The sequence below is a fragment of the Lacticaseibacillus saniviri JCM 17471 = DSM 24301 genome (assembly GCF_001311785.1).
GTDB classification, from domain to species: domain Bacteria; phylum Bacillota; class Bacilli; order Lactobacillales; family Lactobacillaceae; genus Lacticaseibacillus; species Lacticaseibacillus saniviri.
On record NZ_BBBX01000001.1, the window covers coordinates 40070 to 66436 of the forward strand.

Here is a 26367-nt window from a genome sequence, read left to right on the forward strand (position 1 = left end):
CTGTGAAACGTTTCTTATTGATTGATTTACTCATCATCCTACTGGCTGTCTTGGCTGGCCTCGTTTGGTCGAGTCATGATCAAAACGAATACGCTGAACAACTCGATCATTTAGGGTTGCCAGAGAATGCACTGGTATTTAAGAGTAGCCAAAATCTTGCCGTCAGCGATGTGCTGGCAAAATTTAAAGCAGCCAAGTTTAATCACTATCAACTTCAGTTCCAGACCACGGGCCACGTGAGTTACATCAGTGAAAAGGGCATCGATGCAACCCTACCGATTGACTCTGGGCAATGGTTTTCACAAGCCGATTTTGAGTCACAATTGCCGATTGTGGTCGTCGGTAAGAACCAGTACGACAAGCTCTACATGGGCGGCAATCAGCGCTATTATGTCGCCGATAACCAATATTTACCGGTAATCGGGAGCGTGGGCGTACGGCACACCAGCGCGTTGAATGACCATATTTTTATCAGTGCGACACCTTCCAAGGCATTCAATGCACTGCGGCTCAATCAGGTGACAGTCATGGCCAGTGGCGCAACACTCAATCGCCATGTGAAACAACTTGAGAATTTGTTTCATGCGAAGAGTAGGCGCCTGAAATACGGCACTGCAAACAAACAATCATGGTGGTGGCGAAACGGTTCAACGCTAGCTTTTCTTGCTCTGATTGCAGTTGGGATGAGTATTCTTGCGTGGCTCATGCCTATCATCAAGTTGAATCAGGTCAAAGTCACCTTAACGTCACCACTGAAACGGCAATTCCGCACTGGCTTGTTGTTCCAACTGGGCCGACATGCGGCGGTTGCGCTGGTGATCGGCGGCTTAATCGCCATCACGCAATTTTATCTCACCGGTTATTGGCATCTGATTATCAGCTTAATTATTCTATTCATTGTTTTGTTGGGGTGAGCATCATCAGCCTCAACCGCCAACTAAGAAAGGGAGTCACCAGTGAATCTGCCTGAAGGTTTTATCACTAAGTATCAACAATTGCTCGGCGATCAGGCCGATGCATTCCTTGCTAGTTTCGATCAGCCGGTTGTCAACGGGTTTCGGGTGAACCCCTTGTGGCCCGATGCCAAAATTGATTTGCCCACGGATCAACCCATTGATTACAGTGAGTGGGGGTATCTGGGCAAGGTCGACGGCAATGCCATCGATCACGTCGCCGGTTATGTGTACAGTCAAGAACCTAGCGCACAATTTGTCGGCACTGTTGCCGCACCGCACGCCAACGAATGGGTACTCGATCTGTGTGCGGCGCCTGGTGGTAAGACAACCCACTTAGCCAGTTATTTGGGCGATAGTGGTTTACTGGTTTCCAATGAAATCAATGCGGGACGGGCCAAGATTTTGGCCAGCAACGTGGAACGATTCGGCTTGACCAACACCATTGTCACCAATAACGATCCCGCAACATTGGCTGCTGCTTGGCCAGAAACATTTGATCGCATCTTAGTGGATGCACCATGTTCGGGTGAAGGGATGTTCCGCAAAGACCCAGAAGCAATTCGCTATTGGACCCCTGATTACCCTGCAACCTGTGCCGCGCGCCAACGCGAGATTCTAACAGAAGCCGTCAAAAATGTTGAAACCAGGTGGCACCTTGGTGTACTCCACCTGCACATTCAGTCCTGAAGAAGATGAACAAATCATCGCTTGGGTGAAAGAGACTTATGGCTTTGCGATCGAACCGATTGCTAAGACAGATGGCATGGTCGATGGTCATCCCGAATGGGCCAATGATGACCCTGAGCTGACAAATACGGCGCGCCTGTTCCCACACCTGTTAGTGGGTGAGGGGCATTTCGTTGCAAAATTGGTCAAACCGGGCGAGTTAACAGAAGATCATCCTGTTGTGCCAGTCAAGGCCACCATGACTAAACCGCAGAGCACTGACTTCCAGACATTTGTGACCACCAGTTTGAATCAATCGTTTGCGGGCCAATTCATGGTGCGTAAGGAGCAATTATTTGTTTTGCCTAGCCAGGTACCTGACTTAATGCACGTTCGGTTGGTTCGGCCGGGCATCCATCTCGGAATGTTCAAGAAGAATCGCTTTGAACCAAGCCATACCTTGGCAACGCTGACCGTGCCACACTTGTTCAAACAGGAATTTGATGTCGATGATGCTGAATATCAACGCTATCGTCACGGTGAGACATTGGTTCGCGAGCTGCCAGGTAAACAATTTGTTCGCCTCACTAAAGAACACAAAGGCTTTGCGATTGGTCATTTGGTCAACGATACCATCAAGAATTTGTATCCAAAGGGATTACGGGTCTAAAAACAAAAAAAGTTGTGACAAAAGAGGCTTTGAGAATGAGGATTAACAGGGATTGATGCTAAAGCCTGAATTTAGGCTTTGAATCAATCCATTAACGTGTTTGAACTCGCAACAACTTGCGCCCAGCTTGGTTCGTTATTGGCATAAACGCCAATTACCCGACCCTATGCTGGTGCTCAGTTGCTAAGCGCGAGTTCGCACACTTCTCCGTTAACCGGAATTCTCAATCTTTTGGAACACGATTAATCTATTTTGTTCGGAAATTGAAACAGAGGGTTTGACAAAACGTCGTTTTGTCAAACCCTCTGTTTGTTATTGAAGTTCTAAATGGCGCTGTTTGGCATAATTGACCAGTGCCTGATCGTAGACAACCGGCACTTGCCGCAAGCTTGCGAGATCGCGGGCGCCAACAAGCGTCATCAGCTGCGCGAGTCGTGTTTGGAAGGCGCGCATTAATTCGAGTGTCTGCGGTTCTCCAGCTTGAATCAGACTGTGCAGGACCATGCCGCTGATCCCGACAGCGCGGGCACCCAATCGCAGTGCCGTCAAGATGTCCAATGGATTGCGAACACCACCCGTGGCTAACACTGTCATGTCGCTGGTGCTGGCCTCGAGCAAGGATTCTGTCGTCGTCTGACCCCAGTTCTTCAGATAGCTCATATCGCGTGCCTCTCGGCGATAATTCTCAATCGTGGCAAAATTTGTGCCTCCGCGCCCGGCAATATCAACGTATTGCACACCGATTTGCTTCAGTTGTGCGAGTGTCTCTTGACTCATCCCAAAACCGACTTCTTTGACAAGAATCGGAACCGGACTTTTAGCAACGATTTCCGCCAGATCATCCAACCAATGAAAATCCCGGTCTCCTTCAGGCATCACTAATTCCTGGGCGACATTGAGGTGTATTTCTAAAGCATTGGCATCAATCATCGCAATGGCATCCTTGGCATCAGCCATGTTTTGCCAGCCCCGAGATTACCTAGGATAAACCCGTCCGGATTGTTGTGGCGCATGACCTGAAAGGTTTCGGCAAGACTGTGATCGGCAAGGGCAACGGATTGTGACCCCGTTGCGATGGCCAAACCCGTCGCCGCTGCAATTCGACCCAATTGGGCATTGCGCTCGCCGGTTTGTTTGGACCCACCTGTCATCGCATTGATATAGAAGGGCCACTGCCAATCAAAGAGCTCTGGCGTCAAGGTAACTTCAGAGACGGCCATCTCGGGAAGCGCGGTGTGGATGAAGCGAACTTGGTCGAATCCTGCATGACTTTCTTGATCAAACGCCTTTTCAGCTAAAAAGACATGTTCATCTTTACGATGTGATTGTTGTGATTGCATGTTTATTCCTCACTTAAGATCTGCGCAGCCGGGCCGGGATGCGCGACCGTCAATCGCCCGGCAAATTCCGGTTCCAGTGCCTTGAGAATGGTATCGACATGCGGCTGCGTGGTCAAAATTTTGACGTTAGGGCCCGCATCCATTGTCGCATAGGCTGGAATACCCTGGTCACGCAATGTTTGGACCATGTGCCACGCGGTTAACGTTTCGGGTTCAAAGTAACTGAAAGGGGGATTGCCCGCCATAATCGCCGCGTGCATCTGGAAACTACTCTGTTCGGTGAGGCGGCCAATGGTGGCCAAATCATCGGTCGCCAGCGCGTGCAGCATCGGTTCAATGGCGGCCTGATTCTGTTCGACAAAGGCAGGATAGAACGGGCTGGTTGCCACGGTTTGCGCCATTCCTTGTCGCGATGTCTGCGACTTCTTCTTGCCACTGACCATGACCACAACCATCGCCAAGGGCAGGGTGGGTTGCTCACGAATGGGTTCAGCAAAACTGCTCTGGTCATCCGTACCACGATGCCAAATTACAAAGCCACCATCGACTGAACGTGAGGCTGAACCGGAGCCGCGCCGCGCTAGGCGTGATAATTGGGTGTGCGACAGCTTTAGTCCTGCCGCCGCACTCGCTGCCATCGTTAAGGCCGCAAACGCTGAGGCCGAGCTGGCCAAACCGGCAGTCTCTGGGACGTGATTGGTCGACGTAACCCGTGCAAAGCGCGATTCATGGGCCTGCTGACGCACCAGTCGAGCACGGTGGCCACTTTGGTGACATCGCGTTTGGTGCCGTCCAAATACAATTCATCCGCTGTTAAAGCCGCATCAAAAACGACCTGGGTATCCGTATAGAATTCATCCAGTGTCATCGAGATGCTGCTGGTATAGGGGAGAATCAGTTGGGAATCGCGTTTTCCCCAATATTTGATGAGCGCGATGTTTGTATGTGCGCGTGCGGTTGTCATTAATTCATGTCCTCCTTGAACCAGTGCTGCCAGGTTTGGCGAGCCCCGATTTGTTGTAGTGCTTCATCGACGCGTTGACCACTTGCTTGATCGTTGACAAGGGCAATCATGCACCCACCCAGGCCGGACCCGGTCAGTTTACTGCCCAAAGCCCCCGCTTGATTGGCTGTCTGCACAAATTGATCGAGCTTCTCCGAACTGACACCGAGTCTTGCCAGTTGCAGGTGTGTTTGCGTCATCAATTGACCCAATTGATTGAGATCATCTTGGGCCAGACAGACCGCCGCTTGGCGAACTTGATTGCCGATCGCTGGAATCAGTGCAGCGAGATCGGCGTCTGCTTGAATGCGCTGTGCCACCTCGGCGACGGCCACACCTGTTTGGCCACTCACGCCGTGTCTGCGATAATCAAGCCACCATTGTTGGCATGTGCATGGGCCGTGGTAATTGCCCCTTCACAAACCAGAGTGGAGAGTTAGCACCCGTTGTAGCCGCATCTAGACCACTGGGATTACCGTGAATCACATTCTCGGACACGCTGGCCCAGTTGAGCAGGGTGGTCTGACTCAGTTCGGCACCAAACGCCGCATAGACCGCACGTATGACGGCAATGGCGGTTGCGGCGCTCGATCCCATACCGCGCTCAGGTGGTAATTCACTTTCGATAGTGAGTTTGAAGCCTTGCGCTTTGGCATCAAAATAAGTCAGGAGTTGGCGCAACAAGAGGGCAATCCCGGCGAAGGGACTGTCGCTTGCTGACGCTAAACTCCCGCTATAAAAACTCGATTGAATTTCTTGCTGCGCATTAGGCACGATAGTTGCTTGGAGCTTGATACTACTGATAGGGAGGACGATAGCAGGCTGATGATAGACCACCGCGTGCTCACCCATCAAAATGATTTTGGCATGACTGTGCCCAATTCCGTTTTGCATAATGTCACCTTATCGCCTTTATTAACGTTGAATTTCTTCCTTCTATCATAGCGCACCGGCCCCGATTCGACTAGCAAATATGCTAAACTGAATACAGCTAATCAGGCGAAAGGAGAGTTACCATGCGCTTACAATTTGTTTTAGGGGACGCCACCCATGATCACAGTCAAACACTGGCCGAATCGGTCAAAAAATACTCGCTGATGATCCCAGCGCACAGGTTTTTATATGGTGCCAAATCACTTGAAGTTCAACGCCGAAGTGCACTTGTTGCAACAGTTGAGTGATGATGCCACCAGTGCCGAGAGTCGCTTGCAAGTGTTGTCTTTTTCACGTTTGGCCTGGTACTTCCTCAAAAATGACCCGGTGTACCAACAACCGCGATTGACCCAAACCAATAACACCATGTTGATTGCCCAGCTGCTCCAAGATAATCAAGACCAACTCACCCTGTATCGCGGCGAGAGTCAAAATGCGGGATTTATTGTGCAGTTAGGCCAGCAACTCAGCGAATTGACCAATGGCCGAATCACCGCTGAAGATCTCGCTGGCGTCAAACTCGAGGCGACGGATCCCCATCAAGCCAAATTCAATGACTTGACCACGCTGCTGGCCGCCTATCAACAGCGCATCGGCGAGTTTGTGACGACACCCAGCCTGATGACGGCGCTGAGTGCCAAGTTGAGCACGCTCGATCTCAGCCACACCTATTTCTTTTTAATCATTTCAATGAATTGGATGCCACTGAACTGCAGCTCGTGAATACCATGATGACACGTTCCCAGGCTGTCACATTTGGTATGGTACTCAATAAGGCCTACACACAGGCGCCACCGGCAGCGCCATCATTGTTTCTTGAAACAGGGAAGCTCTATTTTCAGCTCTACCAACAAGCGCAGCAATCGCAAGTGCCCGTCATGCTCGATCAGACCGCAGCCAAGCGCAATCTGACCCCAGCGATGCAGGGCATCAATGATTTCTGGCGCCGCAACATCGATTTTGACCAAGTCCACTTACCAACGCAGGTACCGGTATTCAGACAGCAAAGGCCAGTGACGCCTATCACGAGTTGCGCACTGTCGCGATTCAAATCGCGCAGCAAGTCAGGCAGGGTGCCCGTTACCGCGACTTCTTGATTGTGGCTCGATATCTTGATCCCTATCAAACCAGTATCCCAGCAATTTTTAGCGAACTCGATTTACCGTATTTCCTCGATCTCGAACAACCGATGCAGAACCATCCACTGGTGATTCTGATCGATAGTCTGTTTGAAGTGAACCGGCAGTATTACAGCTATCGTAGCGTGATGCAACTGCTCAAAACAGAATTGTTGTTGCCGACTGATGTGAGCGTTGATGCGTTTCGCTCGGCGCTCGATACCACGGATAATTATCTACTCAAGACGGGCAAGGCGGGGCGTTCATGGTTTGATCCCAAGCCGTGGCGCTACTATCCACCACGCATGGAAGATGAACTGGATCCTGAAGATGAACCCAAAACCCAGCAGATTAACCAGATCAAGCAATTCGTGCAGCAGGTCATTCAACCCATCATGAAGCAACTCACCGCCGCAAAAACTGGTCGAGACGCTGCCAGCGCTTTGTATCAGGGCTTAGTCAGTGCGGGGGTTTTAACCCAGCTCGCAAATTGGCGCCAACAAGCGACAGACCGCGGCCAGCTGCAAACCGCCCAGGCGCAGACCCAAGTTTGGCAGACATTGAGTCAGTTGCTCGATGACTTCGTGGCCGTCTTTGGCGAACAGGCCTTCAGCTTGGAACAGTTCCATCAATTACTGGATGCGGGTTTTGCCAGTGCCAGCTACACCCAAATTCCATCAACACTCGACCAGGTCATTATCTCAGAAACAGGTTTGACGCGGTTAAACACAGCCAAACACATCTATGTCATCGGCGCAACGAGTCTTGTGATGCCTGATCAACCCAGCGAGAATCAATTGCTCAATGCGGACGATCGCAGTATTTTGCTCGAACGCCTGCCTGAGGACCGTTTCTTGCCGACGGTGGGTCCAGATACGACATTGCGTGATCCCTTCCTCAACTATCTGGCATTCACGGCCGCAAGTGAGACGCTCAGTTTGAGCTATCCAATCAATGCAGACAGTGAATTGACACCATCTATTTATTTCACGCAATTGAATCAAGCCTTTCAGCTGACACCGAGCTTGTGGCAAGCACCGACATTGACAACACCACTGAGTGACATTCTTGGTAGCACGCGCAGTCTCATCAGTGACTGGTTAACCGTTGCTCGCGCGGCAAAAGACCACAACCAGCAACTGCCCGCCAGTTGGGCCGCTGTGCTGCCCGCATTAAAAAGCAGCCAGTATGGCGATCTGGCGACACAACTGGCTGCCAGCATCAACTACACCAATGATGTCGGCAAACTTAATGCGAAGCTCGCCACAGCGCTCTATGGCGAACGTCTCATGGTCTCGGTCTCACAGTTGGAGACGTATTTCAGGAATCATTTTGAATACTTCCTCAAATACGGGTTACGCCTGCAGCCAAGACCTGAATTTATTCTGACCCCAGCGGACACCGGCAGTCTCTTCCATGGCGCCCTGGATCAGTTCATCAGTCGCAGCGACGCTTTGCCCGATCTCGATGCGACACAGATTCAACAGCAGGTCAGTGAGCTCATCGACGGCATGATTGTGCAACCTGGGTACGAAATTCTGACCAGCAGCGCGCGATTTAACTTCATCACTAAACAACTCAAGGCGCTGCTCACACAAGTGGTTATCGCAATCAGCCAGCAACAGACCCAAAGTGATTTCCATCCCGTCGCTACTGAATTGATGTTCGGGCAAATCGGGAAAGAACACGGGCTAACGCCGTTGATTTATGAGCTGCCAAACGGTCGCCAAGTGCAGATGCGCGGCAAAATTGACCGATTGGATACATTCAAGGATCAAGACCAGACATACTTCTTGGTGTTGGATTACAAATCCAGCCAACATACCTTTAACGACGCCGATGCCTACTATGGACAGGCGTTACAGATGTTGACGTATCTGGCAGCCGTGATTAACGATGCCAAAGTCAAGCACCAACAGATGCGACCAGCAGGGGCGGTGTACTTCCAATTGCACAATCCGCGGGTGAAATACGACCGCTATCGGGGACCCGATGTGGCCAAGAATCTGCTCAAGGCATTCCAGATGCAGGGCATTCTGATTGAAACCGACGATCTCGACAGTCCCATCTTCTATCATCTGGATCGTGGCGTGAATCCCGAAATCGGCGGCACATCAGATATTGTGCGGTTGAAATTCACCAAATCAGGATCATTGAGCAAGTCAGGCGTCGACGTCATGAGTCAAGAAGATTTAGAACGCTATTTGAACAACAATCAAAACCGAATTATTGAAGCGGCGCTTGGTATCAGCGAAGGCGATATCGCGTTAAATCCCACGCAATATAACGATGAGGCAGACACGATTACGCGCAGTGATTTCGGTGCAATCATGCAATTTGATCCCGCGCTACCAACCAATAATTATCGGCAACTCAAACTACTCAAGCGCCAAGATGTGCTCGAGTTACTCAAGCCCAAGAAGAAGGAGGATTAATCGTGCCAAAGTTTACTCAGAGTCAACAGATGGCCGTTGAAGCGAGTGGCCATGATATTTTGGTCTCCGCTTCGGCTGGTTCCGGGAAGACCACTGTCCTGGTGGAACGCATCATCCAAAAGATTCTTCACGGGCAAGACATTCGCCGGCTTTTAATCGTGACCTTCACCAAGGCGGCCACAGAAGAGATGCGCCAACGCATCCAAAAACAATCAAAACCCAACTCGATGAGGATGCGAGCTTAACCCCTGCACAACGCAAGCATCTCAATCAGCAACAGGCGTTTGTGTCGACCGCACCGATTCACACCCTAGACGCGTTCAACTTACAATTAGTCCAGCGGTATTACTATTTACTCGATTTGGATCCGCAATTTCGGCTGCTAGCGGATGAGGCAGAACGGGCACTCATCGAAGAAGATGTCTGGGATCAGGTGCGTGAAGCCTATTATGCCGGGGATCGACAAGCAGATTTCGAAACCTTGACGACTGTCTTTAGCCGCGATCGCGATGATTTGGGCCTCCAGCAGCTGGTCTTTCGCTTGCTCGATTTTGCCAATATCAATCCCGACCCGCTCAATTGGCTCAAAAATATTGTCGTGCCGTACCAGCAAGCTGACTACAGCCAAAGTGAGCAATTCAAACAGGCCTTTGTGCCGCTATTTAAGCAACGGTTGCAGGATGTCGCCTCACTTTTTGAGCGCGCCATCGCACTGACCAATGAATCTGCACTGGAGCGCTGGCATGAACAGCTCCAAGCCGATTTGGCACTCATCAAGCCTTGGTTGAGTGACGAACCTAAGACCTACGCACAACTCGCCGAGATTGAAATGGTCGGTTTTGCACGTTGGCCGGGCGCCAAAAAGGCGGATGAATTGGACGACACCCAGGTTGCCGCCAAGAAACAAGCGCAGGCATTGCGTGATCAAGCCAAGAAGCTATTAGACAGCAACGTGGTGTCACTCGTGGCGCTGAGCGAAGAAGACCTCGCCAATGCGCTCACACAGGCCGGGCCGATTGTGGCGCTGCTCAGTGAAGTGACGATTGAGTTCAATCGCGCGTTTCAGGCGGAAAAAAATCGACGGCACTTGCAAGATTATGGCGATCTGGCGCACAACGCGTTGGCAATCTTGAATCAAACCGATCCAGCCACCGACCAGCCACTCAAAGAGAGCATTCGCGCCGGCTTCGATGAGGTCATGATCGACGAATATCAGGATATCAACCCGCTCCAAGAAGCGATGCTCGATGCCGTGAGTCAACCAGACCCCGGCAATCGCTTCATGGTCGGCGATGTGAAGCAGAGTATCTATGCCTTTCGCTTAGCCAACCCCAAACTCTTTTTGGAGAAGTACCAACGTTTTGCGGATGATAGCAACGCTGGTCAACGGATTATTCTGGCGGAAAACTTTCGCTCCTCGCGCAATGTCTTGGATTTCACCAACCTGATTTTTAGTCAGGTGATGGACCAGGCGGTGGGGGATATGGCTTATGATGAAGCGGCCGAGCTGAAACTGGGGGCAAAAGATATTCCGGAAGACTTTGCGCCCACCACCCAAGTCTTGTTGTACGACGATGAAGCGGCCAAGCCGGCGATAAGCCAGCCCTAGGCAAAGATCGCGGTCAGGTGCAATTGGTGGTGCAACAGATTCAACAGATGATGGCAGAGCCTGCGATGCTCTATGACCGTAAGCAACAGCAGCTGCGCCCCGTCACCTATGGCGATATCACCATCTTGACCCGCTCGCGTAGCCTAAACACCGTGATTCAAGATGAATTCGCTAAGGCTGCGATTCCACTGGTGCTGCCCGACGCTAAGAATTACTTCAAGACCACCGAGTTACAAGTGATGCTGTCGCTGTTACGCGTGGTCGATAATCCCAAGCAGGAAATCCCTCTGGTCGCGGTTTTGCGGTCACCAATTGTTGGCCTCACCGCCGATCAGCTCACTTTGATTCGCTTGGCTGACCGCTCACAACCGTACTATGATGCGGTGAGCGCGTTCCTATCCCAAGATGAGTCCACGCTGACACCGCTGGGACAAGAAACCTACCACAAGCTTCAGCGCTTCATGACGCAACTCAATCAGTTCCGAGAACTCGCTCGCAATAATCAACTGGTCGACTTGATCTGGGCCATCTATGCGGAAACGGGCTACCTCGATTTTGTCGGTGGCATGCCCGGTGGCCCACAGCGTCAAGCCAACTTGCGGGCGTTGTATGAGCGGGCCCACACCTATGAGCAAAATGGGTTTAAGGGTTTATTTCCCTTCGTCCACTTTGTTGAACTGATGCAACGTGGTGATCAGGATCTGGCACAACCCGTGGTCCTTGATCCTAACGTCAATGCCGTTCATGTGATGACAATTCACCAGAGTAAGGGGCTTGAATTCCCCGTCGTCTTCTTGCTCAATACCAGCAAGCGATTCAATGAGCAGGACACCCATCAACGCATCGCACTGACGGCGCAACAGATTGGGATCAAATGGTATGACCAGGCAACCCACATGGAATTTCCACTCCCACAATTGGAACTCGCTAAGGCTGAACTCAAGCAACAACTGCAGGCTGAGGAAATGCGGCTTTTGTATGTTGCACTCACCCGTGCGGAACAACGCCTGATTCTAGTTGGTGCGGCAGCGGAAAAGCAACGTGAGGTTTGGTCAGATCAAGCTGATGGGCAGCAGACGGTCTTGTCACCGCTCGTTCGGTCCAGTGGCCACAGTTATCTAGATTGGATTGGACCCAGTCTAATGCGTCATCCAGACGCCCAACAGCCGATTCAATTGCTGTCACGCTGGGCGAGCCGCCACAACGACTTTAACTTGCAATTCAGTGGCGAAATTGCAGTCCAAGAGGCGAGTGAACCTGATATCATGCCTCATGATGAGGCCGAATCAATCGACCTGCATACCTTCTTTGACTATCAGTATCCGCACCTTGCGGCCAGTCAAACTACCGGCTTTCAAGCCGTTTCTGAAATCAAGCGGGCCTTTGATGATCCCGATACCATCGAATTGACCGATCAACGGCTGGACTACCTGCAGCAACATCGCTATCAATCCGATTTTGTGACCCCAGCATTTCTCAGTGAAGCCACCACAGTCAGTGCCACTGCGATTGGCTCGGCCACGCATCTGGTGCTCCAAGAAATCGATTTGACACAGCCAATCACCGCCGACAGTGTCAACCAGCTGGTCACTCAATTGGCCACAGACGGTGTGATTGCCCCGGAAGTCGCTGCCAAAATCGATCAGAACCAAGTGCTCAATTTCTTTACGACACCATTTGGTCAGTTGCTGATTGCGCACGCTGATGATGTCCAGCGCGAAGTACCATTCTCGATGTTGCTCCCAGCGAGCCGACTGTTTGCCCAAATGCAAAATGAAGACGAGCAAGTCCTGATTCACGGGATTATTGATGGCTATCTCACATTACCAGAAGGCCTGATTTTGTTTGACTACAAGACCGATCACAATCCCGAGGTTGAGACAATGCTTGAACGCTATCGCGGCCAGCTCAATCTCTATGCCGAAGCACTCGATCATTTGACCACTCAGCCAGTCATTCAAAAAAGCTCGTCTTATTGCACAATGGCTCAATTATAGATATTTGATAAAACCGAACAGAATTCTCGCGCCTTGGCTAGTCAAGGCCGGGAATCAATAGTATGATTAAATGAAACTATCATAGAATTTTGGTGGAACAAACATGAACACCGACACCATTTATGCGGTGATTGATTTAGAAACAACAGGAACAAGCGTTAACTCGGGTGACCGTGTGATCCAAATTGGGATTGCACTGATTCAGTCTGGCCAAATTATCCAGACCGTCTCACAACTGATCAACCCGGATCGCGATGTGCCACGCCGCATTCAACAACTTACGGCAATCACACCCAAAATGCTGGTCACAGCACCTTATTTTGAGGAAATTGGACCCGTGCTTTCAGCCATGTTGAAAGACACGGTGATTGTCGCGCACAATATTAATTTTGACTATCCGTTCTTGAGTGCTGAATTCGAGCGCATCGGACTGCCTGCACTGGACAATCCCGGGATTGATACCGTGGAATTAGCTCAGGTGCTCTTACCGACAACGGGGAGTTATCGCTTGGTCGACCTCACCAGCATGTTAGGTATTGAACACGACAATCCGCACCGCGCCGACAGTGATGCTGTCAGCACGGCCAAGTTGTTACTCAACTTGACCAAGCGTTTTCAACATCTGCCCAGCCACACGCAGGCACAGTTGACGGCACATCCCGAGATTTTCTTGCGCGAAACCGGCCAGTACCTCAAGGTTTACGAACAAAAGAATCGGGTCTTACCTGACAGTCTGCAACAGGTGGGACGGTTTATTTTGCGCCGGCCATTGAATCTGGTCGACACGATTAACCACGCGGCCTATCCCCAGACAGACGACCAGAAACGGCAACTGCTCAAACCTACTTATCGGTTCCGCAAGGCGCAAGGAAAGATGATGGATGCGATTTATGCGCACGCTGAATCTGACACACCGCTCTTTATTGAAGCCGGGACCGGCATGGGGGAAGAGCCTTGGGTATCTCTTGCCGTATGCTTATCTGGCAAGTCCCCAGCACAAGTTGGTGATTACAACCGCCACCTTGGTCTTACAAGATCAGCTGGTCAACCAGACGATACCCGCTCTGGCAGAAACACTGCATCAAGAACTGCCCACTGTCACCTTAAAAGGGGCCAGTCATTATCTGGATTTACACCAGTTTGACTTGACGTTGGCGCAGACCACACAGAATCGATTGACGCGGTTGCTGCAGTTAAAACTTTTAGTCTGGCTCACCCAAACTCGGACCGGCGATCTCGATGAATTGCGACTGACAAATGATCAGTCCGCGCTCTTTGCGCAAATTCGCCACACCGGCCACTTCGGTAGCCCCGAAACCAATCCGTACTTTGCGGTTGATTTCTATGGTCAGATTCAAAACCAACTGAAGCAAGCACACATTGTGGTCACGAATCACGCCTACTTTGTGCGGCACCAGCCTGAAAAGATGGGCTATTTGGTTGTGGATGAAGCGCACCAGCTGCCCGATGTCGCGGTTTCCGCATTAGCACAGACCGTCGATTTGGGCGGCATTAAGCGCGCCATGGAACAGATTAAAAAGTGATCTCACATCCCGAGCAACCCCAATTGATGACGACCTATGCCAATGATCAAGTTATCAGCTACCAGCTGCGCAGTATTATCACGTCGGTGGAAGAGGGTAGTGCGATTATCGATAATGTCATGGGCAAACTGTATCGGCATTTCTTCAAGCAGATGCGCCGGCAAAACGCGTTAGTCCAACCCCTCAGCCAGAACGCCTTGCGCGAGCTCTATGCGCAGGTGGGGGAAGAACTCGAGCGCCTAGCACAGCTGATCCCACAACTGTTGACGTTAGCTAACCAGTTACCGACTGATTTTCATCGGCGGCTGAACTACTTTGTCAAAAGTGATTATCAGCTTTTCCAAAGTCTGGAGGCTCATCTCAACCAATTGACGAACCTGCTCGAGCCACTGCAGGCCTTTATTGCCAGTCATGAGACCTTGATTCAAGGCAGCAGCCAAGTCAGTCGTCTGACCATGCGCCACATCGATGATATCTTCAGCATCAAGCTTCACTGGCAAAACTTTGTCATCGCGCCGACGCTGAAGACGCTGCTGTCACCTTATCAAAGCGTCGTCTTAACCAGTGCCACACTTCAAGTGGACCGCAGTTTGATTTCTTTGCCTCACAATTGGGCTATCCCGCACCTGATGAGGACCATCAGCTCAAGTTGCGCAGCCCGTTCCATTACAAACAACAGGCACAATTCTTCGTGGCATCTGATTCACCACAAGTCGGTAGTGACGATTATGCGACCCAACTCGCCAATGCCATCAATCAGCTGGCGGACGATGAAGCCCAAACCTTGGTCCTGTTCAATTCATTGAGCACACTAGAGGCCGTCTATCATCGCCTGAACCAACTCCCAATCGGCGCGCATCGTGAGATTTTGGCGCAAGGCGTCACCGGTTCTGCTGAGAAGATTGCGAAGCGCTTCGCATTGGGCCAAAACAGCGTGCTGCTGGGAGCGGCAAGCTTCTTTGAAGGCATCGATTATCCTGATCGCCTGCTGGAACGTATCATCTTGACGCGCCTGCCGTTTGATTCACCTGATCAACCCGATGTGAAGGCGCGCTACGCCCAACTCACGGCGGCCCATCAGAATCCATTCCAAGTCGATGCCCTGCCACGCGCGACCATGCGCCTGCGCCAAAGTTTTGGCCGCTTGATTCGACGGCCAACAGACAAGGGTGTGTTCATCGTCTTGGATGATCGCTTGATCAATAATGGTTACGGTAAAAAATGCAAAAAGCCCTGCCAAACCTGAAACCGATGGTGCTCGATATTGCCACCATCGCCGATTACCAGGCAGACTGGCTCGGTCAAGACAAAGAATAAGGATAAAGAGGTGGTTACATGCGGCGACAACAACGCCCCCGTTGGCGCAAATGGCTTTGGATCTTACCCGTTGTGTTACTGATTGCCGGTTTCTCTGGTTGGTATTACAGAGCACAAGCGCCGCGCAATCAACTGCGCCGCGAAGCGATTCAAATCGCGACAAAGCAAGCAGGACTCACGCAAGTGGATCAATTCTATTGGTTCACGCACGGTGCTAGCTACCTCACAGTGGCTGGCACGACCAAGAACAAACGGCCGGTTTATGTTTGATTCGCCAAAGTAATGGCAAGGTTGTGGTGTTGAATCAAAAAGACGGCATCACACCAGCCAAGGCCAGAGCACAAGCGGCCACGTATCAACCTAAGAAGATTCTGAGTGTCACTTTGGGTGAACGCCGCAAGCAAGTGATTTGGGATGTCAGTTACTTGGATCAAAACGGTAAATTGGGTTATGTGAGCTACAATTTCAAGACGGGCAATCAAGTCCAATCCATTCGAAATATTTAAGGGAGATGGCAGTATGCATTTAGCAAAACGGGTTAGTAAACTTCAACCCTCCGCGACACTCGCACTCAGCCGACAAGCGCAGCAACTTGCACAAAGTGGGCAAGACGTGATCGATTTGTCGATTGGACAACCTGATTTCACAACACCACGCGTGATCAAGGATGCGGCCATCAGCGCCATTAATGACGGCTCAGCTAGTTTCTATACGCCAGCTAATGGATTGCCAGCCTTGCGGGAAGCCATCAGCCAACACATCTATCAACAAAATGGTGTCACTTACTCACCTGATCAAATCGCGGTTACTAACGGGGCAAAATACGCCTTGGCCAGTGTCTTCAATTTGATTTTGAATGCGGGTGACAACGTCTTGATTCCGGTCCCTTATTGGGTCTCGTATGTTGAACAGGTGCGCTTAGCTGAGGGTGAACCCATCCTGGTGCCTTCACAGTCTGGCTTCAAGGTCACCGTTGATGAACTGGAAGCGGCCCGGACCGATAAAACCCGCGCGATTATTTTGAACAGTCCCCAGAATCCAACCGGCGTCGTCTACTCTAAGCAGGAGTTGACCCTGATTGGGAATTGGGCGGTGCAACACCAAATTTTGATTATTGCGGATGATATTTACCGCGATCTTGTCTATAATGGAACTAATTTCACTTCGATGATTAGTATCGATCCTGCGATTACGGCTAATACCATCTTGATTTCTGGTGTCTCCAAAACCTACGCGATGACGGGGTGGCGCATCGGGTATGTGGCGGGACCGGCCAAGTTCATGCAGACATTCAGCGCTTATCTCAGCCACACGACTGGGAACCCAGCAACGGTCAGCCAGTACGCGGCGATTGCAGCCTATACGGTCGATCAAGGCATTGTGGAAACCATGCGGCAGGCATTTGAAACGCGCTTAAACCGCCTGTATCCATTGATTGCCGCAATTCCTGGGTTCGATCTCGATGAGAAACCAACTGGCGCCTTCTATCTTTTTCCAAAGATTAAGCGCACAGTGGAACTGTTGAACTATGCGACAACAGATGATTTTGCGGCCGCATTACTGGCTGAAACAGGCGTTGCGATTGTTCCAGGACGCGCATTTGGGATGCCCGAATATGCGCGGATCAGTTATGCCAAGGATCTTGAAAGTCTCGAAGAAGCTGCTAATCGCATGCAAGCATTTGTCACCAAAACTATGATTTAGGGAGCGTATTTATGACGGAACAAATTCGAATTATTGATGCAAAAGACCACGTCGACCAAGAAGTTAAAATTGGGGCATGGTTAACCGATAAGCGGAGCAGTGGGAAGATTTCATTCCTACAATTGCGCGATGGCAGTGCTTATTTCCAAGGTGTTGTTGTCAAAAATGCTGTGGGCGAGGAAATGTTCCAAGTTGCGAAAGAACTCCGCCAAGAAACCAGCATGTGGATTACCGGTGTGATTCATGAAGATTCACGGAGCCATTTTGGTTACGAAATTGAAGTCAGCAACATTGAAGTGATCGGTGAATCTAGTGATTATCCCATCACACCTAAGGAACACGGGATCGAATTCTTACTGGATCACCGTCACTTATGGTTGCGCTCCAAGCGCCAATTTGCGATCCAACAAATCCGTAACGAAATGATTCGCGCAACCTATGAATTCTTCAACAATGAAGGCTTCATCAAGATGGATGCGCCAATTCTGACGGGTTCAGCACCAGAAGGCACCACTGAATTATTCGAAACAGATTACTTCGATCAACCAGCTTACTTGAGTCAATCCGGTCAGTTATACGCTGAAGCGGGCGCCATGGCGTATGGTAAGGTGTTCACATTCGGTCCCGTATTCCGTGCCGAAAAGAGTAAGACACGTCGTCACTTGACCGAATTCTGGATGATTGAACCTGAAATGGCCTTCATGCATCAGGACCAAAGCTTAGAGGTTCAAGAACGCTACATCGCTTACTTGGTCCAATCAGTGATCGATCACTGCGAATACGAACTGAAGCTTTTGGATCGCGATGTCGACCAATTGAAGAAGTACACCAAGTTACCATTCCCTCGCTTGAGCTACGATGATGCGATCACCATGTTGCAAGACAACGACTTCGATGTGAAGTGGGGTGATGACTTTGGTTCACCTGAAGAAACCTTCATCTCCGATCAATTCGAACAACCTGTCTTCATCTTGAATTATCCAAAGTCCATCAAGCCATTCTATATGAAGCCACATCCTGATCGTGACGACGTTTATCTGTGTGCCGATTTGCTGGCGCCAGAAGGTTACGGTGAAATCATCGGTGGTTCCGAACGTGAAACCGACTACGATGCACTCGAAGAACGCATCTTAGCGGGTGGTTTGGATCTTGAAAACTATCAATGGTACTTAGACTTACGCCGTTATGGGAGCGTGCCTCACTCTGGATTTGGTTTAGGTCTCGAACGTGCAATCACGTGGATCTGCCACTTGGATCACTTGCGCGAAACCATTCCATTCCCACGCATGATCAACCGGATCAAGCCATAACACAGCACAAATACTTATCAAAAAGGGTTGGACAATGTTGTCAAAACCCTTTTTGTGTCACTTTGTTTTGAAGGGAGTTACACCGTGTCCGATCTCGATGCTTTCATGGCCGCTGGTTCAACCAGTGTGTCGAATCTCATTCTTGAACACTTCAATCAGACAGGACTGACAATCAATGAACTCGTTGTCTATCTCTATCTGAGTTACTGGCAACAGAATCATCAAGAAGCGCCTGATTTGGCCACCATTGCCAATCTGACCCAGCTCTCACAGGCTGATTTGTTCGCGGTTATCAATAACCTGATTCAAAAAAGGCAATCCAACTCACCAGCACGGTCAACCATGCCGGCCAGACCAGCGATCATTATGACCTGAGTCCCTTGTTGATTCAGTTGCTCGGGACACAGACAGCTGAGGCAAGCCAGCCGGAACCAGCGCAGGGCAGTTCTTTATTTTCAATGGTTGAAGTCGAATTTGGCCGGCCACTATCACCAATAGAACAACAGACGATTCGCGCCTGGCTAGAAGAGGATCACTATGCACCAGAAATGATTCAGTTGGCCTTGCGTGAAGCCGTGCTGAATCAGGCCTATTCACTCCGCTACATGGACCGCGTCTTAATCAATTGGGAGAAGCGGCATCTGACCACACCACAACAGGTGCAAGCGGATAAAGATCGCCAAAACGGTTTGTAGGAGGGGAGTTCATGGACCCAAAGTTAGCGCAACAGTTGTTGAATCAAATCATGGCCTTATATCCGAATGCGACACCAACGCTCAATTCGCGTAACGCTTTTGAGATCTTGGTAGCAGTATTGTTATCCGCTCAGACGACCGATGTCGCGGTCAACGCGATCACACCGGCACTCTTTGCGAAATATCCGACGCCAGAAGCAATGGCTTCGGCCAGTGTGGCTGACATTGAAGCGTTGATTGACCGCTTAGGTTTATACAAAAACAAGGCCAAGTACCTCAAGGCAATGAGTGAACGCCTAGTGACCGTCTACCACGGCCAAGTACCCAATACCCGCGCGGACCTCACAAGTCTAGCGGGCGTGGGGCAAAAGACCGCCACGGTTGTCTTGACCGATGCGTTTGGCATCCCGGGCGCGCGGTGGATACGCACATCATGCGTATTGTGACCGGCTTTGGCATGGTACCCATGACCGCCACACCAGCACAGGCGCAAACCTATCTCGAGCACTTGATGCCTAAAGATACTTGGATTCACCTGCACCGCAGCCTGATTCGTTTTGGCCGGGAATGGCTTTCCGCCAGAAACCCAAAGTTTCCCGACACACCTGAGTGGGAACCATTCATTCCGCTCTATCATCCCGTCAGTAAAAAGGAGCGCCGCCAATGACTGATCAAATTGTGCCTTCAAAACGTCACCAATCCCGTGAATCATGGGATCAATATTTTATGACCTTGGCTGAATCAATTGCGACGCGGTCCACGTGTGAACGCGCGACGGTAGGGGCTGTGTTCGTTCGCAATCATCGCATTATCGCTACCGGCTACAACGGCAGCATCAGCGGTGATCCACACTGTGATGAGGTTGGCCACCTCATGCGGGATGGCCACTGTATTCGCACTATTCACGCTGAAATGAATGCCATCTTGCAGTGTGCCGCAAACGGGGTATCCAGTGCAGACGCCACTGTGTATGTGACATTCTATCCCTGCCTGAATTGCACCAAGGCAATGATTCAAGCAGGCGTCAAACGCGTTGTCTACGGCCAGCCTTATCGCAACGATCCGTACGCCGAAGAGTTATTCGCCACCCATCACATCATTGTCGAACAAGGAAGTCAGGAATAATGCGTCTCAATGAAAGGTCGTTGAATCGCTATGCAACGAAAAATAGGGTTAACGGTACTCGCACTGGTCATCTTCTCGATGCATTTTTTGTTTCCCGATACAACAGTTTTGCAAGTGCTACTAGGGGCCGCTTTCTTAGTTCTCATCTGGCTGCCCGATAATCAGCACCGGCGACAATAAGCACATTAAAAATAGGCGGTATCATCCCATTTTGTGGGGTGATACCGCCTATTTCTTTTGGTCTCGACTTAAGGTGTGGCACTCGCTTCACTAGACGATTCCGCTGGCGGTGCCGCCGAGCTGGATTCTTCTGGTGGTGTCACTTCGGCACTGCTACTGGCTTCAGGTGCGCTCGATTCAGTCGCGGCAGAGCTACTCTGACTCGATGCTGATTGTGAAATGGCCTCACTACTTGACGATTGCGCTGGTGTTTCCGTCTGTGCAGGCGTTTGATACTGTGGTGTCTGGTATTGTGGTACCTGTGTGTTCGTGGATGGTGTCTCAGGCACCGTCGTTTGTGATGCCGCGGCACTCTTTGCCAGATAGAGTTCTCGAACACCATTGACTGTTGTTTCAGCAACACTACTTGGCTTCACCCAATCCTTGTTCGGCAGTGATTTGGCTTCATACGCCATCAGCGCCTTATAAATCTGTTGGGCGATGGTCTGCTGCGTATAATTCATGCCTGCGGTTGTGGCCTTATCGTAACCCGTCCATACAGAGATGACCCGGTTGCGCGTATAACCAGTAAACCAAGAGTCTTTGGCGATACCGGTGCCAGCAAGCGCCGGGTTGGCATTGATTTCGGCCTGGGTATACTCGGTTGTCCCAGTTTTTCCGGCTTCGTAAAGGCCAGTGACCTTCGCTGCCGTACCCGTCCCGCTGGTTAACACGCCCTTGAGCATATCGGTCAACATATACGCGGTGCTAGCTTTCATCGCTTTTGAACCCGAACTTGTAAATGTCTGGCTGGAGCCATCTGGACTGACAACCTTATTGATATAGCTAGCCTTATAATACGTGCCACCGTTTGCCATCGCACCATACGCGGCGGCTTCCTGTTCGGTGGTGACTGAGGCTCCAATCCCGGAGGACAAGGTTTGTTCCGCCTCAGGCAAGGTGATGCCTAATCCCTTTAAGAAATTGAGTCCGCGGGTCAGACCCACGGCGTCGAGTGTCCGAATCGCAGGCACGTTACGAGATTGCACCAATGCGGTCCGCATCGTAATGGTGCCCAAGTACTGTTTGTCCCAATCTTGCAATTGCAGATTGGTGCCCGCATAGGTGTACGGCGTGTCTTGAAGTGGTTGATAGGTCGCATAATCGAGATACTCAATCGCGGGACCGTAATCCAGCAATGGCTTCATTGTGGAGCCATTGCTGCGCGTATTCTGGGTCGCACGGTTAAAGCCTAAGAGGGTGTCACCGGTCTTGCGACCCCCGATTTGCGCAATCACTTTACCAGTATTGGGATCAGTCATTGTCACCGCTGTCTGCATCTGATCACTAGGGAATACAATCGACCCATCATTGACTAAGTTGTAGAGGTACCGCTGGGCACTCATGTCGATGTTGGTATAGATCTTCAATCCTGTAGTGTAGGGATTGACATGCATCTTAGCTTTGACCTCTTTGACCACCTCAGTGAGATAGGGATCAATCACTTTTTTCGGTGACAGAGGTGGTTTGCTGGGTCTGTGACCGATCGACGAGGCCCGTACTGATTGAAGTGGCTTTTGCGGCATCGGCCTGTGCTTGTGTGATTTTCTTGTCACGCAGCATCGCATTGAGCACTTCATTTCGCCGAGTCGTGGCTCCGGTTGGATTCTTGACTGGATCATATCCGGCTGGCGATTGCGGCAAGCCGGCCAGAAAGGCGATTTGTGCTAGGGAGAGCTGACTGAGTGAGCGATTGTAGTAGTACTTCGCTGCTGTCGCCATCCCGTACTGGCCGTGATTCATATAAACACGATTAATGTAGTATTCAAGAATCTGAGCCTTGCTGTATTTTTGTTCCAGCTGCATGGCCAACCATGCCTCTTGGGCTTTGCGCTTCAGCGTCTGATCGCTGGTTTTGTCGAAAATACCGACAACTTAATCAACTGCTGCGTCAGGGTTGAGCCACCTTGGAGGCCATCACTCTTACCGGTAAAATTAGCGACAGCGGCCGAAGCAATGCGTAGGGGATCAATCCCAAACTTTTCTTGATAGAAACGCCGGTCCTCGATTGAGACGACGGCATCTTTCAATTGTTGCGGAATCTGACTCGATTTGACATAGGTGCGGTGCTCCAGGCCCAGGCTGATGATGAGCTTGCCATCAGGACCGTAAATGCCAGAAGAGCCGTCGCTTTGAAGATCCGACTGACTAATGGTCGGGGCGTCTTTGGCATACCAGGCAAAAGTGCCCAATCCCAGTACCAAGACAGCGGCAATACCGATCAAAAGCCACTTGAAGAAACGTCGAATCGGTCGACGAGCGGGTTTTTGTTGCGCCCGCCGCCGACTTTGGCGTGTCGGTTGTTTACTCATGGTTCTTTCCTCGCTTTGTTTGGATCAACCAATCCACTCCCGTCAAATAAGGAATGAGCGGTTGTAATTGTGGTGTCAGTTCAAAGCCATCGTGTTCGATGGTGGTCAATGGAATCGACTTGCGTCCGTCATCAACCGTAGCCGCGTGCCAAATCGCAATCAGGTCACTGGCCGGATAGACGAACAGGCGCTTGAGGGTTACGAATCGCATTACGACAAAACAAATGCCATCTTGCTTCAAACATTGTTGCATGTGTTTAATCTGATGCGCATGGAAATTTTTCAAGGGGAAACTGGTCTTGTTTTTGGTTTCCTTTGCTTCAAAATCCAGATAAAAGCCGCGATAAACCCCATTGTAGTCAGTGGTTGAGGGGGTTCTGAAGTAGGCCTCTTTGATGACTGCTTGAGATCGCTTAGGGTAGTCGACCTTCACGATCTGAATGGGGGTCGGTTTCTTGTGCACCACGGCAATATCGGCATCCAGATAATACTGATTACTGAGATTAATCTCTTCTTCAAGCGTCATCCCACGACTGCCATAATTGGTTGTCGGGGGTGAGTTTGGATTGCGCTTGCGTTTCAAATGGCTTACCATTTGGGTAGTGAAATGCCATAGTTATCACACTCCTGGGCTTCATTATACCAAGGTCCACAAGAATCAGCCATTTATGGAAGGGGGGAGATGGATGGATCGACTCTGGCTCACAGGTTATCGCAGTTACGAAATGAATGTTTACGGGGATTCGGACCCCAAATTACCGATTATTAAAGAAAACGTTAAAAAATCAATTGATTCAGGCGCTCGATAACGGCATGACTTGGCTGATATCGGGCGGTGAACTGGGGACAGAGCAGTGGGGCTTAGAGGTCGGAATCGCACTCAAGGCGGACTATCCCGATTTGCAAACCTCACTGATGACGCCATTCACTGATTTCGGCAGCCGCTGGCAAGAAGACAACCAGGACAAACTGAGTGCGCTCAAGGCGCAGGTTGATTTCACTGCCAGTGTCAGTCAAGCACCGTATCAAAACCGGCACAGCTCAGTGGCTATATGCAATTCATGCTCCAGCACACGGACGGCGCGCTATTGCTGTATGATCCCGAAGTAGAAGGCAAACCTAAGTTTCAATATGCGGCGATTCAGCGTTACCAGGAGAATCATGATTACCCATTGACGCTGATTACACTCGAGGATTTGGAAGAAGAGGCAAGAAATTTAGCCGATCAGCAAAATGATTATTTTCAAAATTAGTTCGCATGTGGTACAATGTTTGTTGTCCTAATGTCTAGGAGATTGAGGTGTTTGTTATGGAAACGCACGAAGATTCAACATTTAACATCCAACTTGGCCCAAAAACAATTCTTGATAAGAAGTTTAAGACCAAGGTACGGGGTTATGATCAGGACGAAGTTGATACTTTCTTGGACAGCATCATTCAAGATTACGAGGCCTACGCGGCTGAAGTCGATCGTTTGAATGAAGAGAATGCACGGTTGTTTAGTCGCGTTGACGAATTGACCAAGCAACTCAGCGTCTCAAAGAATGTCACCCAGACGGCGCAACCCACAGCTGCTGCGACCAATTACGATATCTTGAAGCGTTTGAGTAATCTTGAACGTCATGTCTTTGGTAGCAAGTTAGCCGATCACGATGATCAATCCTCATCGAATGGGTTCGACCAATATTAATTTGTTAATAATCTTGTAAATCTTGAGTAATCGCGGTCTACTTTTGTAGGCTGAGGAAAGTCCATGCCCGCACAAGCTGCGATGCTTGTAGTGTTCGTGCTAAGCCCAATAAGCTTAGGGGCCAGTAATGGCTACGGCGACTAAATCCGCTAAGGGCAACTATGCGGTAGTAGGTCTGAAAAGTGCCACAGTGACGAAACACAATCGGAAACGGTTGTGGTGGAACGGGTAAACCCCGCGAGCGAGTAACCCAAACTTTGGTAGGGGCGTTTTTGCCATGGGAATTTGAACCGACGGCAATACAGCGTAAGCTGAGATAGATGATTACTGAAGGGGACCACGCCTGGTGGAAACTGGAACAAAACATGGCTTATAGAGATTTGCAAGCAGGCACAGCTTGGGGCAACCCAAGCTGTTTTTTGAATTAGAAACGCGTTTTCGCGTCTAAAAATTTTTTTTTTTGACCACGGTTCATGAAAGAGGAGAGAATATTGACCTATCAACTTGTCGCAACGATGGCGGCTGGACTCGAAGCACTCACCGCAAAAGAGCTCCAACAAATGGGATACCAAACCCGCACAGAAAATGGGAAAGTCTATTTCGAGGGTGACATCAAAGATATTGCCGCAACCAACGTGTGGCTGCGCACAGCTGACCGGATCAAGATTGTTCTAGGTCAATTCAAGGTTCTCACATTCGATGACCTGTTTGAAGCGGTGAAGGCTCTACCTTGGGATGAATTCCTGCCCCTAGATGCTGCCTTCCCTGTAGCAGGGCGTTCCGTGCGCTCCAAGCTGCACTCTGAACCAGACGTGCAGTCGATCACCAAAAGGCGATTGTGGAAAAACTCTCGACGGTGTATCATCGTCGCGGTCGTTTGCCTGAAACAGGCGCAACCTATCCACTTGAAGTCTCCATTCTAAAGGATGTTGCCACATTAACCATCGATACCACTGGGCCAAGTTTATTCAAACGCGGCTACCGTGTGGCCAAAGGTGAAGCACCACTGAAGGAAAACTTCGCCGCTGCCTTGGTGTTATTGACCAATTGGCACAACGATTTGCCATTCTATGATCCAACCACCGGTTCTGGGACAATTGCGATTGAAGCAGCCATGATTGGCCGTAACATTGCGCCCGGCTTGCACCGTAATTTTGCATTCGAACAGTTCGCATTGACGCCATCTGATCTCTTGGCTCAAGTCCGTGACGAAGCGGCGGCACAAGAAAATGATGCGCAACTGGACATTATGGGTGCCGACATCAACCAAGAAATGGTCGAAATCGCCAACAATAATGCCCATCAAGCGGGTGTTTTGAAGCAGGTGCGCTTCAAACAACTGGCTGTTAAGGATTATAAGCCTGAGAGCGAGCGCGGTGTTATCGTCTCCAACCCACCTTACGGGAAGCGGCTGAACGATATTCAAGTGGCGCGCCAGTTATATAAGGAAATGGGTGAGGTTTATCGCCCAATGACCGGCTGGAGTAAGTATATCTTGACCAGCGATCTGACTTTCGAGAACAGCTTTGGCCAAAAGGCAACCAAGCGCCGAAAGTTATACAACGGGACATTGCGGACCGATTATTTCCAATACTGGGCGCAACGACCAAAACATTAATCCAAATAAACGTCAGTGATCGACCCTTAAGTGGGGTGGGCACTGGCGTTTTTTATTTTGCCAAGATGTGCAATCAATATGCCTTGCCACAAACCGAAACCACGTG

General features: G+C 50.3%; 20 protein-coding genes, 1 other RNA gene and 9 pseudogenes. 25 read left to right on the forward strand and 5 right to left on the reverse strand.

Annotated elements, in window-relative coordinates:
- Nucleotides 1-2 precede the first annotated feature (2 nt).
- Nucleotides 3-914 carry an ABC transporter permease gene (locus JCM17471_RS00235; protein ID WP_054776414.1) on the forward strand — a complete coding sequence of 304 codons (912 nt, stop codon included), beginning with the start codon at nucleotides 3-5 and terminating at the stop codon, nucleotides 912-914.
- Nucleotides 915-956: 42 nt separating this feature from the next.
- A pseudogene (locus tag JCM17471_RS00240) lies at nucleotides 957-2292 on the forward strand (RsmF rRNA methyltransferase first C-terminal domain-containing protein).
- 312 nt (nucleotides 2293-2604) lie between these two features.
- Here the strand turns inward: JCM17471_RS00240 and fni are convergent.
- The 3 pseudogenes from fni to mvk form a co-directional block, all read right to left on the reverse strand.
- A pseudogene (gene fni / locus JCM17471_RS00245) lies at nucleotides 2605-3632 on the reverse strand (type 2 isopentenyl-diphosphate Delta-isomerase).
- A gap of 2 nt (nucleotides 3633-3634) precedes the next feature.
- A pseudogene (gene mvaD, locus JCM17471_RS00250) lies at nucleotides 3635-4596 on the reverse strand (diphosphomevalonate decarboxylase).
- Nucleotides 4596-5529 (reverse strand): annotated as a pseudogene (gene mvk, locus JCM17471_RS16295) (mevalonate kinase). The pseudogenes mvaD and mvk overlap by 1 nt, the downstream one beginning before the upstream one ends.
- Nucleotides 5530-5757: 228 nt before the next feature.
- On the opposite strand from mvk, the gene JCM17471_RS00260 reads away from it, so the two are divergent.
- The 19 genes and pseudogenes from JCM17471_RS00260 to JCM17471_RS13710 all read left to right on the forward strand — a co-directional run bounded on the left by JCM17471_RS00260 (nucleotide 5758) and on the right by JCM17471_RS13710 (nucleotide 20602).
- On the forward strand, nucleotides 5758-6291 hold the full coding sequence (locus JCM17471_RS00260; RefSeq protein ID WP_054776415.1) for a helicase-exonuclease subunit AddB family protein: 534 nt from the start codon (nucleotides 5758-5760) through the stop codon (nucleotides 6289-6291).
- A gap of 5 nt (nucleotides 6292-6296) precedes the next feature.
- The gene (locus tag JCM17471_RS00265) at nucleotides 6297-6665 is read left to right on the forward strand and encodes a hypothetical protein (RefSeq protein WP_162208318.1); all 369 of its coding nucleotides are present in this window, start codon (nucleotides 6297-6299) and stop codon (nucleotides 6663-6665) included.
- Nucleotides 6599-9121 (forward strand): PD-(D/E)XK nuclease family protein, encoded by a 2523-nt coding sequence (locus JCM17471_RS00270; protein WP_156321523.1) that lies wholly within the window; start codon nucleotides 6599-6601, stop codon nucleotides 9119-9121. Before JCM17471_RS00265 ends, JCM17471_RS00270 begins: the two co-directional genes overlap by 67 nt.
- 2 nt (nucleotides 9122-9123) lie before the next feature.
- A complete protein-coding gene (locus JCM17471_RS15660) occupies nucleotides 9124-9366 on the forward strand; it encodes a UvrD-helicase domain-containing protein (RefSeq protein ID WP_263849335.1) in 243 nt (80 codons plus the stop codon).
- Nucleotides 9367-9407: 41 nt separating this feature from the next.
- Complete coding sequence (locus JCM17471_RS14680) at nucleotides 9408-10730, forward strand: UvrD-helicase domain-containing protein (RefSeq protein ID WP_369395757.1); 1323 nt, start codon at nucleotides 9408-9410, stop codon at nucleotides 10728-10730.
- 29 nt (nucleotides 10731-10759) lie between these two features.
- A complete protein-coding gene (locus tag JCM17471_RS14685; RefSeq protein WP_225354038.1) occupies nucleotides 10760-12727 on the forward strand; it encodes a 3'-5' exonuclease in 1968 nt (655 codons plus the stop codon).
- 103 nt (nucleotides 12728-12830) lie between these two features.
- Entirely contained in the window at nucleotides 12831-13871 is a 1041-nt protein-coding gene (locus JCM17471_RS14690; protein ID WP_225354039.1) for an exonuclease domain-containing protein, read from the forward strand.
- A gap of 1 nt (nucleotide 13872) precedes the next feature.
- Nucleotides 13873-14271 carry a hypothetical protein gene (locus JCM17471_RS14695; protein ID WP_225354040.1) on the forward strand — a complete coding sequence of 133 codons (399 nt, stop codon included), beginning with the start codon at nucleotides 13873-13875 and terminating at the stop codon, nucleotides 14269-14271.
- Nucleotides 14268-15077 carry an ATP-dependent DNA helicase gene (locus JCM17471_RS14700; protein ID WP_225354041.1) on the forward strand — a complete coding sequence of 270 codons (810 nt, stop codon included), beginning with the start codon at nucleotides 14268-14270 and terminating at the stop codon, nucleotides 15075-15077. Before JCM17471_RS14695 ends, JCM17471_RS14700 begins: the two co-directional genes overlap by 4 nt.
- Entirely contained in the window at nucleotides 14963-15517 is a 555-nt protein-coding gene (locus JCM17471_RS14705; protein ID WP_225354042.1) for a helicase C-terminal domain-containing protein, read from the forward strand. Before JCM17471_RS14700 ends, JCM17471_RS14705 begins: the two co-directional genes overlap by 115 nt.
- Nucleotides 15518-15606: 89 nt before the next feature.
- Complete coding sequence (locus tag JCM17471_RS00285; RefSeq protein WP_054776418.1) at nucleotides 15607-15858, forward strand: cell wall elongation regulator TseB-like domain-containing protein; 252 nt, start codon at nucleotides 15607-15609, stop codon at nucleotides 15856-15858.
- Nucleotides 15855-16094 (forward strand): hypothetical protein, encoded by a 240-nt coding sequence (locus JCM17471_RS00290; RefSeq protein WP_054776419.1) that lies wholly within the window; start codon nucleotides 15855-15857, stop codon nucleotides 16092-16094. The genes JCM17471_RS00285 and JCM17471_RS00290 overlap by 4 nt, the downstream gene beginning before the upstream one ends.
- Nucleotides 16095-16107: 13 nt before the next feature.
- Entirely contained in the window at nucleotides 16108-17292 is a 1185-nt protein-coding gene (locus tag JCM17471_RS00295; protein WP_054776420.1) for a pyridoxal phosphate-dependent aminotransferase, read from the forward strand.
- An 11-nt stretch (nucleotides 17293-17303) separates the two neighbouring features.
- Complete coding sequence (gene asnS / locus JCM17471_RS00300) at nucleotides 17304-18602, forward strand: asparagine--tRNA ligase (RefSeq protein ID WP_054776421.1); 1299 nt, start codon at nucleotides 17304-17306, stop codon at nucleotides 18600-18602.
- Nucleotides 18603-18686: 84 nt separating this feature from the next.
- Nucleotides 18687-18977, forward strand: coding sequence for a helix-turn-helix domain-containing protein (locus tag JCM17471_RS14710; protein ID WP_225354043.1), 291 nt, complete (start codon nucleotides 18687-18689; stop codon nucleotides 18975-18977).
- Nucleotides 18978-18985: 8 nt separating this feature from the next.
- Nucleotides 18986-19297, forward strand: a complete 312-nt coding sequence (locus JCM17471_RS14715) for a DnaD domain-containing protein (protein ID WP_225354044.1) — start codon at nucleotides 18986-18988, stop codon at nucleotides 19295-19297.
- An 11-nt stretch (nucleotides 19298-19308) separates the two neighbouring features.
- A pseudogene (locus JCM17471_RS00310) lies at nucleotides 19309-19964 on the forward strand (endonuclease III domain-containing protein).
- A complete protein-coding gene (locus JCM17471_RS00315) occupies nucleotides 19961-20422 on the forward strand; it encodes a deoxycytidylate deaminase (protein ID WP_054776422.1) in 462 nt (153 codons plus the stop codon). Before JCM17471_RS00310 ends, JCM17471_RS00315 begins: the two are co-directional and overlap by 4 nt.
- Before the next feature lie 30 nt (nucleotides 20423-20452).
- The gene (locus tag JCM17471_RS13710; RefSeq protein WP_156321524.1) at nucleotides 20453-20602 is read left to right on the forward strand and encodes a hypothetical protein; all 150 of its coding nucleotides are present in this window, start codon (nucleotides 20453-20455) and stop codon (nucleotides 20600-20602) included.
- 68 nt (nucleotides 20603-20670) lie between these two features.
- On the opposite strand, the pseudogene JCM17471_RS00320 reads toward JCM17471_RS13710, so the two are convergent.
- A pseudogene (locus tag JCM17471_RS00320) lies at nucleotides 20671-22953 on the reverse strand (PBP1A family penicillin-binding protein).
- Nucleotides 22946-23567: pseudogene (gene recU, locus JCM17471_RS00325) on the reverse strand (Holliday junction resolvase RecU). The pseudogenes JCM17471_RS00320 and recU overlap by 8 nt, the downstream one beginning before the upstream one ends.
- Before the next feature lie 72 nt (nucleotides 23568-23639).
- Between recU and JCM17471_RS00330 the strand changes: the two are divergent.
- The 4 genes and pseudogenes from JCM17471_RS00330 to JCM17471_RS00340 all read left to right on the forward strand — a co-directional run bounded on the left by JCM17471_RS00330 (nucleotide 23640) and on the right by JCM17471_RS00340 (nucleotide 26261).
- Nucleotides 23640-24206 (forward strand): annotated as a pseudogene (locus tag JCM17471_RS00330) (SLOG family protein).
- A 56-nt stretch (nucleotides 24207-24262) separates the two neighbouring features.
- Nucleotides 24263-24643 (forward strand): cell division regulator GpsB, encoded by a 381-nt coding sequence (gpsB, locus tag JCM17471_RS00335; protein WP_054776423.1) that lies wholly within the window; start codon nucleotides 24263-24265, stop codon nucleotides 24641-24643.
- Between the two features lie 18 nt (nucleotides 24644-24661).
- An RNA gene (gene rnpB / locus JCM17471_RS13200) (RNase P RNA component class B) lies at nucleotides 24662-25021 on the forward strand.
- Between the two features lie 113 nt (nucleotides 25022-25134).
- Nucleotides 25135-26261, forward strand: a pseudogene (locus JCM17471_RS00340) (THUMP domain-containing class I SAM-dependent RNA methyltransferase).
- Nucleotides 26262-26367 lie beyond the last annotated feature (106 nt).